The sequence below is a fragment of the Chitinophagales bacterium genome (genome assembly GCA_019638515.1).
In the GTDB taxonomy this organism is placed as follows: Bacteria; Bacteroidota; Bacteroidia; order Chitinophagales; family LD1; genus UBA7692.
In genome coordinates, this window is sequence record JAHBTS010000001.1 from 601,120 (window position 1) to 614,671 (window position 13,552).

General features: G+C 40.3%; 8 protein-coding genes. 5 read left to right on the forward strand and 3 right to left on the reverse strand.

All coding sequences use genetic code 11. The features are described 5' to 3' along the window. Positions 1-84: 84 nt before the first annotated feature. Complete coding sequence (locus tag KF872_02580) at positions 85-1,443, forward strand: glutamine synthetase (GenBank protein MBX2902416.1); 1,359 nt, start codon at positions 85-87, stop codon at positions 1,441-1,443. A 13-nt stretch (positions 1,444-1,456) separates the two neighbouring features. Here the strand turns inward: KF872_02580 and KF872_02585 are convergent, their stop codons facing one another. Further along, on the reverse strand, positions 1,457-3,058 hold the full coding sequence (locus KF872_02585; protein ID MBX2902417.1) for an SBBP repeat-containing protein: 1,602 nt from the start codon (positions 3,056-3,058) through the stop codon (positions 1,457-1,459). Between the two features lie 131 nt (positions 3,059-3,189). On the opposite strand from KF872_02585, the gene KF872_02590 reads away from it, so the two are divergent. Beyond that, positions 3,190-4,839 (forward strand): CTP synthase, encoded by a 1,650-nt coding sequence (locus KF872_02590; GenBank protein ID MBX2902418.1) that lies wholly within the window; start codon positions 3,190-3,192, stop codon positions 4,837-4,839. A gap of 24 nt (positions 4,840-4,863) precedes the next feature. Beyond that, on the forward strand, positions 4,864-5,385 hold the full coding sequence (locus tag KF872_02595; protein MBX2902419.1) for an SRPBCC family protein: 522 nt from the start codon (positions 4,864-4,866) through the stop codon (positions 5,383-5,385). A 22-nt stretch (positions 5,386-5,407) separates the two neighbouring features. Here the strand turns inward: KF872_02595 and dnaJ are convergent, their stop codons facing one another. After that, entirely contained in the window at positions 5,408-6,583 is a 1,176-nt protein-coding gene (gene dnaJ, locus KF872_02600) for a molecular chaperone DnaJ (protein ID MBX2902420.1), read from the reverse strand. Between the two features lie 38 nt (positions 6,584-6,621). Then, entirely contained in the window at positions 6,622-7,179 is a 558-nt protein-coding gene (locus KF872_02605; protein MBX2902421.1) for a nucleotide exchange factor GrpE, read from the reverse strand. Between the two features lie 247 nt (positions 7,180-7,426). Between KF872_02605 and KF872_02610 the strand changes: the two genes are divergently transcribed. Both KF872_02610 and KF872_02615 read left to right on the forward strand, forming a co-directional pair. Next, complete coding sequence (locus KF872_02610; protein MBX2902422.1) at positions 7,427-9,559, forward strand: SurA N-terminal domain-containing protein; 2,133 nt, start codon at positions 7,427-7,429, stop codon at positions 9,557-9,559. A 173-nt stretch (positions 9,560-9,732) separates the two neighbouring features. Beyond that, entirely contained in the window at positions 9,733-13,542 is a 3,810-nt protein-coding gene (locus tag KF872_02615; protein ID MBX2902423.1) for a carboxypeptidase regulatory-like domain-containing protein, read from the forward strand. Positions 13,543-13,552 lie beyond the last annotated feature (10 nt).

Here is a 13,552-nt window from a genome sequence, read left to right on the forward strand (position 1 = left end):
TATTAGATGAAAATTGAAATTTCTTTACAGCAGCATTGAGAAAAAAGTAAAATTGCAAGCACAACGTTCAATCAAAATATTTTCATGACAACCAAGCAGATTATCGAATACGTAAAGCAGCATCCGCTTCAAAAAGTAAAATTGGCAATAACCGATATAGACGGCATTTTGCGTGGGAAGTACGTGAGCACAGAAAAATTTCTTTCAATTGCCGAAAGTTCTTTCGGTTTTTGCGATGTAGTTTTTGGTTGGGATAGCAACGATGTGGCTTACGATAATGTGCGGTTTACAGGTTGGCATACAGGTTACCCCGATGCATTGGTAAAGGTAGATTTAGCTTCCTTTAGAACCATTCCGTGGGAAATGGATGTGCCATTTTTCCTCGGTTCATTTGTAAATGAAAAAAGCGAGCCAATACAAGTATGCCCAAGGCAATTATTACATAAAGTAAAGCAACAAGCAGATAAGGCAGGTTTTACAGCCTATTTTAGCCAAGAATTTGAATGGTTTAACTTTGCCGAAACGCCCGAGTCTTTTCACGAAAAAGGCTATAGCAACCCAACACCGCTCACTCCGGGAATGTTTGGATATTCAATTTTAAGAAGTTCGTTAAAGAATGAATTTTTTACAGACTTGTTTGAATTGCTACGCAAATTTAATGTGCCGATAGAAGGGCTGCACACAGAAACCGGCCCGGGTACTTACGAAGCGGCTATTCGTTACGGTTTAATCGAAGAGTCGGCCGATAGAGCCGTTTTATTTAAATCTGCCGTAAAAGAAATTGCATACAAGCATGGAATTATGGCAAGTTTTATGGCAAAGTGGAACGAAAATTTGCCGGGATGCAGCGGGCATGTTCACCAAAGTTTGTGGGATAAGGCATCTAAAAAGAATCTCTTTTACGATGAAAAAGATAAACAAAAAATGAGCGATACCATGAAGAGCTACATTGCAGGCCAATTGCATTGTTTGCCCTTTATATTGCCCATGTTTGCCCCAACCGTAAATTCATATAAGCGCCTGGTAGAAGGTGCTTGGGCACCAACCACCGTAACATGGAGTGTAGATAACCGCACCGTAGCTTTGCGCGCATTGCCTTGTGGCAGTAAATCGGCTCGTTTAGAAACAAGAGTGGTGGGCAGCGACAGCAACCCATATTTAGCAATGGCAGCTTGCTTAGCAGCCGGTTTATATGGTGTTAAAAACAAGTTGAAATTATTGCAGCCCGCATCGGTAGGAAACGGCTATCGCGATACAAGCAATGGCACATTGCCACGCAATCTTTGGGAGGCAACACAAGCAATGAAAGAAAGCAAACTTGCAACCGAACTTTTCGGAAAAGAGTTTGTGGAACACTTTACTGCCAGCCGTGAATGGGAGTGGAGGCAGTATAGCAAAGTAGTTACCGATTGGGAAATAAAAAGGTATTTCGAAATTATCTAGCAGCACACACGCGTTACTCCTTTATGAGTTTTGCTGTGCCGCTTAGTCCATTGCCCGAATTGAATTTAAGTAATAAAATTCCGGCAGGGAACGCTGTGGTTGAAACAGCTTGCGTACCATTTGTAAGGGTGGTATTTAGCAATTCCTTTCCTTGAATATCTATAATAGACAACTGTGTTGTTTCCGAAGTTGAAATGTATAGCACATCGCTTGCAGGATTGGGGAAAAAGCGAATGTCGGACTCCCAATGGTCGCTTACCGAAAGTACCTTTGGAACACTGTATGCTGCAATAAAGATATTGAAGAAGTCAGCATAAGGCATTGCGAAATTCCCGAACTTACATTTAAATAAATAGTAACCGGTAATAAAAGCCGTACTGTTTTTTACAGCTATGCCTAATGCTGCATCGGTTTGCACATCGCCAGCTGCTTGTGCAAATCTAAAGTTGCCATCGGTAGTATAACTCGCTAAAAAAACACCGCGATCGGCATCGGTAAGTTGGGTGCTGCCAAAGGTGATGCTGTTTTCAAACATACCTGCTATATACACGTTGCTCTCCTCATCTACGGTAATGCTCGTGCCTAAATCTAGCTTAGCTCCACCACCATGCCTTGCCCATAAGAATTGTCCATCGTTGTTGAGTTTGGCAATAAAAATATCGTTCCAGCCATAAAAAGGCAAAGCTGTATTGGCAATAGTAGCGGTACCGCCAATGTATCCGGTTACATAAGAATTGCCTGCAGTGTCGCAGGTTACGGCCATAGCTTGGTCTTCGGCTGCACTACCGGTTTGCGATAGCCATCTAAGATTTCCATCTAAATCGAAACTTGCCACAAAGGCATCGTAGCTAGAAGTTTGCGAAACAATCGTAGTAGAATCCAATGAAAAATTACTGCCCAAAAATCCCGCAACGGTAATTGCCTGGTGTTTATTCCACGCTATGCCAAAAGCAGAATTGTTATTGTTGCCTTTAGATGTTTTAGCCCACCGTGTGTTTCCGTTTTTATCTAAACTGAAAATAAAACTCTCGGTAAATGGGTTGGTGGTTTGCAACTCAAGATTTCCTATGGTTAGTTTCGTTTTATAGGTGCCGCATACATACACATTATCGTTGGCATCGGCAGTAATGCCAAAAGCAATATCATCGTTTAAGCCTCCTGCTTGTTTTGTCCAAATTTCGTTGCCGTTTAAATCGGTTTTCATTACAAATACATCGTAATTGCCAAGGGCAACAAGTGTGGTATTGCCAAAGGTGGCAGTGTCTTCAAAATAGCCGCATACATAAACTGCATCAGCTGTAATACTTATAGAATATGCTTTTTCGTTTTTTAAGCCACCATAGCTTTTAGCCCAAAGCACATTGCCGGCAGCATCGTATTTAGCAAGAAAAACTTCAAAAACAGTACCCGAAACATATTGGTTGCCGAAGTAGCCACCTCCGGAAACATTGCCTGAAACATATACATTGCCATTGGCATCGGTAGCAATTGATGTTCCCACATCGTTGCCCATACCTCCGGCAGCATAAGCCCAATTGAAATTTTGAGAGGAGGCAGTATTGAAAAACACTACGCAAACTATAGCCCAAAGTGTGTGGTGTAGCTTAATTTGCATTAACTTTTTTATGTAGTTACAGTTTTGCGGGGTGTCAAATATAGCAAAATCATTTTGTTGTTTTTTTATCTTTTGCTCTGCTTCCTCTGCTACTTTAAAGTTACCTTTGCAGCGCATTTCCCGTAAAAATTATGGCTAAATATATTTTTGTAACCGGTGGAGTTACTTCATCGCTTGGTAAAGGAATTTTTGCCGCTTCGTTGGCAAAGCTATTGCAATCGCGTGGCTATAGAGTTACTATTCAAAAATTCGATCCTTATATTAACGTAGATCCGGGAACGCTCAATCCTTATGAGCATGGCGAATGCTATGTTACAGAAGATGGTGCCGAAACAGATTTGGATCTTGGGCATTACGAGCGTTTTCTAAATGTGCCCACTTCGCAAGCAAATAATGTAACTACGGGGAGAATCTACCTCTCTGTTATCACCAAAGAAAGGCAGGGCGCTTACTTAGGGAAAACAGTACAAGTAATTCCGCATATTACCGATGAAATTAAACGCTGCATGTTGCTGTTGGGGCAAAGTGGCGATTACGACATAGTTATCACCGAAATTGGCGGCACGGTAGGTGATATTGAGGCGCAACCTTATATTGAAAGTGTGCGCCAGTTGGAATGGGAGCTGCCCGAAGGCGATACTTTAATTTGCCACCTTACGCTCTTGCCTTATTTAAAGAGCGCAAAGGAACTAAAAACCAAACCTACACAGCACAGTGTTAAGGAATTGCAGGCACTTGGTTTGCAGCCCGACATTTTGGTTTGCAGAACCGAAATTGAAATGAGTCCGGATATTAAAAAGAAGTTGGCTTTGTTTTGCAACGTGAGTCGCGATGCGGTAATCCAGGCTCTAGATGTAGATTCTATTTATGCAGTGCCGCTTGAATTTCAAAAAGAGAATTTAGATACCATTGTATTGAGTAAGTTGCGCTTAGCAAATAATACTACTTGCAATCTTGATAAGTGGAAAGATTTTCTGTATAAACTAAAACACCCAAAGCAAGAAGTTAAAATTGGTTTGGTAGGAAAATATATTGAACTCCAAGACGCATATAAATCAATTCATGAGTCATTTATTCATGCGGGAGTTGCCAATGAATGTACCGTTCATATAGAAAGCGTGCATTCAGAAGATATTGATGAACACAATGTGCATACACTTTTAGGTGGCTTGGATGGCGTGTTGGTTGCGCCCGGCTTTGGTATGCGTGGAATAGAAGGGAAAATTGCCGCTATAAGATATGTGCGCGAAAACAATATTCCGTTTTTTGGAATTTGCTTGGGTATGCAGTGTGCAGTTATAGAGTTTGCCCGCAATGTGTTAGGATTAACCGATGCCCATTCAACCGAAATGAGTGCAGATACCAAGCATCCTGTTATTTCCATGATGGAAGAACAAAAGCAGATTGTAGATAAAGGTGGAACCATGCGTTTGGGTTCTTACAAATGTACTTTAGCCAACAATAGTTTGGCACAGCAGCTTTATGGAAGTTCAAACATAAGTGAACGCCACCGCCACCGCTACGAATTTAATAATGCGTATTTAGAACAATTTAAAGCCGCAGGCATGCAAGCCACTGGCACCAACCCCGATAATGGATTGGTAGAAATTGTTGAAGTACCTTCGCATCCATTCTTTATTGGCGTGCAATTTCACCCCGAGCTAAAAAGTACGGTTGAAAATCCACATCCCGTGTTTAAAGGCCTAGTAAAGGCTGCTATGGATTACAAGCAAAAGGGTAAAGAAAAACGCCTTTCGGGAGCAAGCGAGGCAGTAGCTTAAAACAGATAGAATCTTAAATGCGTTATGTTTAAGAAGGTACTTATCTATTTAAGTTGCGTAATTACACTGTATGCGTGTGTTTGCGCCTTTTTGCCTTCTTACTTTTTATTTGAAAGAAAGGTTGCTGTTGCGCGTTCAAAAGAGGTGCCCTTTGCTGCAGTTGCAAGTTTTAGAAATTGGCAATATTGGAGTCCGTGGAGCGATACGAGCATTCATATAACATTTAAGGGGCCTGAAACACATGTTGGTGCAGAAATGCAATGGGAAAGCAATGTTGATGGTGGTGGAGGTAGTAATAAAATAGTTGATTTTACGCCTTATAGTTACATAAAAATAGAAACCTTTACCAAGCGTATTGGCAAGCCCATTTACATGGAATTTAAGTTTGAAGAAACTGCTCCGAAAAATTGCGAAGTGCGGTGGATACAATCGGGCAACCTCTCTTTTTTTGAGCGCCCTTTTGGGTTGCTTATGGAAAAAGCCATGAGCAAGGATATAGAGCAAGGTTTGTTGCAACTGAAGGCTGCAGCAGAAGCCAATAATTAAGCAATTGCAAAGTTGCTTAAGTTTATGCTTCGTTGCCAAAAAATCCGCGCATTCTTTCAAAGAATCCGCGCTCTGTTTGTTCTCCCGGCTTAGGTGAAAAATTAGGCGACTCTTTTATTTTTTCTAAGAGTTTGCGCTCTTCGGCAGAAATGTGTTGGGGTGAATAAATGTTGAGTACAATTAGCTGATCTCCACGTCCGTAGCTATTTACCGATGGAAGACCTTTGCCGTTTAACCTAAAAATTTTACCAGAAGGTGTTCCGGCAGGAACTTTAAATTTTGCTTTACCTTCAATAGTTGGTACTTCAACTTGTGTACCTAATACAGCATCGGCAAAATTTACCGTAAGGTTGTAAATTAAATTTTGGCCTTCTATTTCTAACTGGGTATCGTTTTCTACTTCAACTTGTACTAATAAATCGCCTGCAGGACCTCCATTTTCGCCAGCGTTTCCTTTTCCGCTAACAGAAAGTTGCATGCCATCTTGCAAGCCTGCCGGAATATCTAATTGCAAAGCATCTTCGCCATATTCTGTGCCAAGACCGTTGCACGAACCACATTTTTTGGTAATGCTTTCTCCGCTGCCGTTACACACTGGGCAAGTGGTACTTGTTTGCATTTGCCCTAAAATGGTGTTCGATACTTTACGCACTACACCGCTGCCTCCGCAGTGGTTACATTTACCAATAGAAGAGGCATCTTTTGCTCCGCTGCCATTACATGTGTGGCAAATTAGATGCTTCTTTACTTTTATGTTTTTTTGAACTCCAAAGGCAATATCGTGTAAACTTAGTTTTACTTTTATACGAAGGTTGGCACCTTTTCTACCTTTGGTTCTAGATCGCGTATTGCCGCGCCCGCCACCGCCAAAAAAGGCTTCGAACGGATCGAAACCACCACCGCCACCGCCACCAAAAATGTCTCCAAAGTTGCGAAACACATCTTCTGCATTTTGGTAGTGTCCGCCACCTTGTCCATCTACTCCGGCATGTCCAAATTGGTCGTAGCGTTTACGTTTTTCCGGGTCGCTGAGTACTTCGTAGGCAACTGCGGCTTCTTTGAATTTTTCTTCGGCTTCTTTATTGTCTTGGTTTCTATCGGGGTGATATTTTAAGGCAATTTTTCGGTAGGCCTTTTTTATTTCGTCTGCCGAGGCGCTTTTGGTTACTTCTAAAATGTCGTAATAATCTTTTTTCATCGCTTTATATCAATTTTTCCTGCTGTTACATTTATAGCTTATTTGCCCACCACTACTTTGGCAAAGCGAATAATTTTTCCGTTTAGGAGATAACCTTTTTGAATTTCATCTACCACTTTGCCTGCTAATTCGGCTGTTGGGGCAGGAATTTCTGTCAGAGCTTCGTGTTCGTTTATGTTAAACTCTTTATGCAAAGATTCCATTGGTTGCAAACCTTTTGCTGTTAAAGTGGCGGCAAGTTTATGGTGAATAAGTTGTATGCCTTCTTTTGCTGCGGCTACTTCGGTGGCGGTTTCTAATGTTTTCAAAGCTCTTTCAAAATCATCTAAAACCGGCAATAAATCTTGGATAACTCCTTTGCCTGCAGTTTGTATCAATTCCAATTGTTCGCGAGCGTGGCGTTTTTTGGCATTGTCGAAATCGGCATATAGGCGAATGTATTTGTCTTTCAATTCTTCTACTTGCTGTTTTAATTGCAATACTTCTTCTTGAGTATTTTCTACCGAAGGTGTGCTATTGTTGGTGTCTGTAGTTTGCGCTGCTTCTGTATGGTTGGTATTTTCCACTGTTTCAATGTTTTCAGGTTGCTGTTCCATGTTCAATCTTAAATTTTGGCAATAGTAACTCAAAAAGCCTGCCAATTGGTATTGCGCGACAAGTTGTCAGCCTTTTTGTTTTGTGCGTAAAGATTCACAATAGTTTATGTATATTTTTAGCGGGCTATATTTTGCTTCTTATTTTCTTATGTTGATAATCGTTTTCTTTTTTCTTCTCAATTTCATGTGTTTTTATTTCTTTGCGCCCTCTTTTTAAAGAACTTTAGAAAAATTATACCATTTAGTTATGGCAGTTATTGGTTCAATACGTAAGCGTTCGGGTTTGTTAGTGGCCGTTATAGGCTTGAGTATCGTGGGTTTTTTGCTCATGGATGCATTAAATAGTAATACCAGCGTTTTGCGCGGTGGAAGAAAAGATACTGTGGGAAAAGTAAACGGAGACAAGATTCTTTACACCGATTTTATGCGTAAGGTAGATGATGCTGTTACCAATCTGCAAAATAGAATGGGTGCACAAGGCCAAGTTACCGATGAGCAACGCAATATGCTTCGCAATCAAGTTTGGGACGAAGTGGTGAACGATAAAATTTCTGAAGCCAATAATGGTAAATTGGGTTTAACCGTAACTCCGGAAGAGTTGGCTGAAATAACGATTGGAAATAGTCCGCATCCATATATTCTTCAAAGTTTTGGGAATTCGCAAGGAGGCTTCGATGCTGCACAAGTGCGTTTATTCTTGCAAGGATTGGATAACGATGAGCAGGGAACAGAGCCGGGAACAAAAAGAAAAATGTGGACTAACTTCGAGAAGGAGTTGAAGAAAGACCAGTTGCGCCAGAAGTATGCTAACCTTATTACCAAAGGCTTGAGTGTGCCTACTTGGATGGCAGAAAATGCTTACGATAACCAACTGGCTACAGCCGATTTTAAATATGTGCAGTTGCCATATAGCGATGTAAAAGACGAAGAAATAAAACCTACCGATGATGAGTTGAAAAGCTATATGAAGAAGAATGCAAAGAAGTATGAGCAAGAAGATGAAACAAGACGTTTTGAATATGTTACTTTTAATATAGACCCATCTGCGCACGATACTGCTTCGGCTTTAGAATACTTGAATGAAAAGCTACCTGATTTTACCTCAGGAGTCAATACTTCAGACGATTCTGTTTTTGTGAAGCTATATAGCGAAGACCCTTTTAGTATTGTGTATTCAGAAAAAGAGGCGTTGGCAACCTCTCCAATTGCAGATACTTTGTTTAATACACCTGTTCGCAGTGTTGTTGGACCTTACGTAGAAGGCGGTAAGTATAAATATGCAAAAGTTACAGATCGCAAATTGCTAAGCGATTCAGCGCGTGTAAGCGAAATTGTGTTCTCTTTTGCTAATGTAAAAACTCAAGCCGAAGCCGATGCCAAACGCAAGTTGTTCGATAGTGTATTTACATTATTAGATTCTTTAAAAGGAAATTTTGCACAGTTAGCATTTAATTATAGCGATAATGCAGAGGCAAAAGCAAAAGGTGGCGATATAGGCTGGGTAAAACGCAATGTAAAGCCTGCTCACTATAACGATTTGATTTTCTATAAAGCACAGAAGGGTAAAGTATATCAAACAGCCACACAAAGCGAACTGATAATTTTTGCTGTTACTGAAGATAAGCCAAGCAAACAGGGTGTTCAAGTGGCATATTTTACTAAATCTATTGTGCCAAGCCCTGAAACAGAAAGAAATATCTACGCGGCAGCCAGCAAGTTTGCTTCTGAAAATCAAACAGAAGAGAAGTTTAAAGCAGCAGCACAAAAGTTAAGTGTTCGCACTGCCGATAATGTACATAAAAACGATTTTAATGTATATGGCTTAGGCAATGCCCGCGAAGTAGTGCGTTGGGCTTTCAATGCTAAAAAGGGAGAGGTTTCCAGCATTATGGGAGTAGATAAAAAGTATGTGGTTGCTTATTTGAGTGCCGTTTCTGCCAAAGGTTTGCCGGAGTTGGATGCAGTAAAAGATCGCGTGAAGTTTGATTATATCCGCGATAAAAAAGCAGAGCTTTTGGCTAAGAAATTAGAAGATACCAATGGGGCTAATATTGATGCTGTAGCTTCTAAATTGCAAAAAGAAGCAGTAGCGGTAAGTGGTGCTACTTTTGCCAATCCAAGTTTAAATGGTTCTTTGTTTGAGCCAACTGTTGTTGGTGCAGCATTGGGAGCAGCCGTTAATAAAGTAGTGTTGCCAATAAAAGGAAGTTCCGGAGTGTATGCCATTCAAGTTACCAACAAAACGGCTGCACCTAAAGCAACCGATTTCACTAGTTTCACACAAACCTTGAAAGCACAAATTCAAAACAAAGGAAGCCGAGTGCAGGAAGCTCAGAAAAAACTGGCTACTGTAGAAGATTTCCGTTTTGATTTCTTTTAATTTTTGAGTAGATAGAATTGAATTATACAAGAAAAATAGTGGCTGAAGCAGGGTTTCGTCAAAATTTTGTCATATCAGATATCGACATTTGGAAAACCCAATTAACATCTGTTAGCTTTGTAATGCTACTTTCTTATTTTTGACCGCTTTTGTAAACGCATCATTTAAAAAAGATGAAGAAATTTTATTCCTTATTCAGCGCATTGGTGTTAGCAGTAGCAGCATTTTCACAAGCCGGAGAAATTAGCGGTAAAGTGAGAGATGAAAATGGCGAAGGTGCTATTGGTGCAGTAGTAGTTTTAGTAGATAAGAGCGGCAACATAAAAGGTTCCGGTGCTCAGGTAGATTTTGATGGAAACTACTCCATTAAGCCATTAGATGCAGGAAAGTATAACCTCAAATTCCAGTTGATGGGTTATGCCACCGTAATTAAAGAAGATATTGTGGTGTACTCCGGTAAGGCCACATTCTTAGATGTAAAAATGAAGCCTTCGGATCAAATGTTGAACGAGGTAATTGTAGAGGCATATAAAGTACCGTTAATAGACCCTGCTAAAACTACGGGCGGAGCCACGGTTACAAAAGATGATATTGCTAAATTAGGAACGCGTAATATTACAGACGTAGCGGCTACAGCTTCCGGTGTATTCCAATCCGATGCCGGAAAAGGCTTAAATATTGGCGGTGCGCGCGAAGATGCAACCGAGTATTATATTGATGGTGTAAAAGTAATAGGAACACCTGTAATTCCTCAAAATGCTGTGCAAGAATTGAGCGTATTAGCAGGCGGTATTCCGGCTCGTTTTGGAGATGCTACCGGTGGTATCGTAAATATTACCACCAGCGGGCCTGCCGATAAAATTTCCGGAGGAGTGGAGTTTTTAACTTCTCAATACTTAGATAAGTTTGGCTATAACCTTGCCAACGTTACTGTAAACGGTCCCATCGTTAAATCTAAGAAAGATAAGAAACCTATTCTAGGATTTTCGTTGGCATTTGAGTATTTGCAACAAAAAGATAGAGATCCTTCTGCAGTTGGAGTATGGAAAGTGCGTCCTGAAAAGTTAGACTCTATGCGCCAATATCCGCTCATTAAAAACCCGGGCGAAACAGGCTTTAACCTAGCTGGTGAAAACCTAACCATGAAAGACATGTATAAGGTTGCAGCTAAACCTAATAACGATGAAGTAAACTATCGCGCAGTAGGTAGAATAGATATTAAACCGTATAAAAATTTGAATTTATCGGTTGGTGGAACTTATACTTTTAAGCGTTACCATGAATGGGTAGATAGATATACACTTCTAAACTACGAAAACAACCCACGCAGAACAGAAAACAACTGGAGGGTTTATGGTAGAATTTCGCAACTCTTTACTCCGGGGCAAACAAATGCAGAAAATGCTTCGGCAAAAAAGGGTTCTAAGGTAGTACAGAGCGTAGGTTATACCTTGCAGTTCGACTATGAAAAAAATATAAAGTATTTTGAAGATGAATCGCATGGTTCAAATCCATTCAATTATGGATATATCGGAAAATTTGAAACCTTTAGAGGTCCTGTGTTTCGCGAAACTGCCGATACCTTCCAAGTGGTAGATGGTGGCAATGTGAAAACATTTAGCAACATGATTGTGCAGCAGGATTTTAAAGATACTTCTTTAGTATTTACGCCTGGTACTCTTAATCCTTATGGTTCAAGATATACTGAACAGTTTTTTGAATTGGGAGGAAAAGCTGTTTCACTTTCAGAAATTCAATCAAACAAAGCACTCATAAACGGGCAGCGTGCAGATTTGGCTTACAATGTTTGGTACAATACCGGTCGCCAGTACAATGGTTACGGCTACGATAATTACGATGAACAATACCGCGGCAGAGCAGAGGTAACATTAGACTTATTGAAACCTGGCTCTGGCGATAGAAATAAGCATACACTTGAAATGGGAGTAGAAGTGGAGCAGCGTGTTCAAAGACGCTACCAGTTTTCTCCATTGGAAATATGGTTCTTGTCGCGCCAGCTAATGAATAAGCATATTGCAGGTTTAGATTTTTCAACCCCGTATTTTGTATTGAATAACTATCCCGGAAAAACCTTTACTTACCAAGAGATGAAAGACCTTGGTATTACTCCGGGCGATTTAGATACGGTGATATTTAAGCAGAGCTATAAAGACAGTTTACAAACGAATTTCGATAAGAATGTGCGTGCTAAACTGGGGGTTGGCAAAGATAAATATGTGAATATTGATGGCTTAGATCCAAGTTTTTTTGATGTGTCTATGTTTAGTGCCGAAGAACTTTTGAACGATAATAACTCGTATGTGTTTTACAGAGGTTTCGATCCTTATGGAAAAGTGCTTACCGAGCGCCCTAAGTTCTTTGATTTCTTTACTAAAACAGATGCTAATGGAAATCCATTGCGACAAATTGATGCCTTCCGTCCGTTTTATGCCGCAGGATATATTTCCGATAAGTTTTATTTCCGCGACCTTACCTTTAACGTAGGTCTGCGTGTAGATAGATACGATGCTAACCAGTATGTTTTAAAAGACGAGTATTCACTCTATGAAATTAAAACAGTTGGCGAAACTAAGGGCGAATTTACTCACCCATCGAACATTGCCAGCGATGCGTACGTTTATCTTAAAAACTCCGATAAACCATCGGATGGAATTGCCGGCTATCGCGAAGGCAGAAAATGGTACGATGCTTATGGAAATGAGTTGGCAACCGGTGCTACCGTAGCTGCAAACTCTTCGTCTGGTGCAATTACTCCATACTTGGAGCAGTTAGGCAAGCTAAAAGATAATGCCGGAAATACTATTGATATCAACGGGTTGAAAACAATAATCAAAGATACTAAGCGCTTCGATCCTTCAGGCTCTTTTGAAAAGTATAAGGCAAAATATATTGTAATGCCTCGTTTGCAGTTTTCTTTCAATATTGCAGAGAATGCACTCTTCTTTGCGCACTACGATGTGTTGAGCCAAAGACCAAGAGGTAACAGAAATATTCTTCAACCTACGGATTATTTATACTTTAACGATAATACAGGTTCGGCCATCAACAACCCGAACTTAAAACCGGAAAGAACCATTGATTTTGAGTTAGGCTTTAAACAGAAGCTCACCAATTTTGCAGCACTTACCATTTCTGCTTACTACCGTGAGTTTAGAGACCAAGTGCAAATCAAGTACTTCAACTTTGCATTCCCTCAAAGCTATTTAACCTTTGATAATATAGACTTTGGAACTGTAAAAGGCTTTAAGTTAGACTTAGATTTGAGAAGAATTAAAAACTTTAGAGCCTCTGCAAATTACACCATGCAGTTTGCAGAGGGTACCGGTTCCGATGATGCTACTCAAAGAAGTTTGGCAACTGGTGGCTACGATAATTTAAGAACCATTAGCCCGCTGAGTTTTGATGCACGCCACATGATAAATGTAATTTTGGATTATAGCTTTGCATCGGGCAGAGATTACGATGGTCCGGTAAGCAAGAGTGGCTACCAGATTTTGGCAAATACCGGTGTAAACTTCAATATCCGCGCGCGTTCAGGAACTCCATTTACTTCTCAATCCAATGTAACTCCTGAAGGTTTACTTAGCACACCTAAAAGACTTTCGCAAGGTTCAATAAACGGCTCTCGTTTACCTTGGACTTTTAGAGTGGATTTTAAAATCTTCAAAGGATTTGATGTTACTGTAAATAAGAGCAAAGACAAAGAGTTGCAACGCAATTTGAACTTCCAAATTTACCTGCAAATCCAGAACTTGTTGAATACAGCCAACGTAGTTAATGTGTATCGCTACACAGGCAATGCAAACGATGATGGCTATTTAAGTTCAACTGTAAGCGATGGTGCTAAAAATGCAGCGTACAATGCTCAATCATATAACGACTTGTATCGTGCATTTATCAACCAACCAGATTACTATAGCTTACCTCGCAGAATATTCTTAGGACTTCAATTTGGTTTTTAATACAAACAGC

What these genes read in the sequence shown, in the direction of transcription:
- KF872_02580 (MBX2902416.1), top strand. Translation starts at nt 85, where the DNA reads ATGACAACCAAGCAGATTATCGAATACGTAAAGCAGCATCCGCTTCAA.
- KF872_02585 (MBX2902417.1), bottom strand. Translation starts at nt 3,058, where the DNA reads ATGCAAATTAAGCTACACCACACACTTTGGGCTATAGTTTGCGTAGTG.
- KF872_02590 (MBX2902418.1), top strand. Translation starts at nt 3,190, where the DNA reads ATGGCTAAATATATTTTTGTAACCGGTGGAGTTACTTCATCGCTTGGT.
- KF872_02595 (MBX2902419.1), top strand. Translation starts at nt 4,864, where the DNA reads ATGTTTAAGAAGGTACTTATCTATTTAAGTTGCGTAATTACACTGTAT.
- dnaJ (MBX2902420.1), bottom strand. Translation starts at nt 6,583, where the DNA reads ATGAAAAAAGATTATTACGACATTTTAGAAGTAACCAAAAGCGCCTCG.
- KF872_02605 (MBX2902421.1), bottom strand. Translation starts at nt 7,179, where the DNA reads ATGGAACAGCAACCTGAAAACATTGAAACAGTGGAAAATACCAACCAT.
- KF872_02610 (MBX2902422.1), top strand. Translation starts at nt 7,427, where the DNA reads ATGGCAGTTATTGGTTCAATACGTAAGCGTTCGGGTTTGTTAGTGGCC.
- KF872_02615 (MBX2902423.1), top strand. Translation starts at nt 9,733, where the DNA reads ATGAAGAAATTTTATTCCTTATTCAGCGCATTGGTGTTAGCAGTAGCA.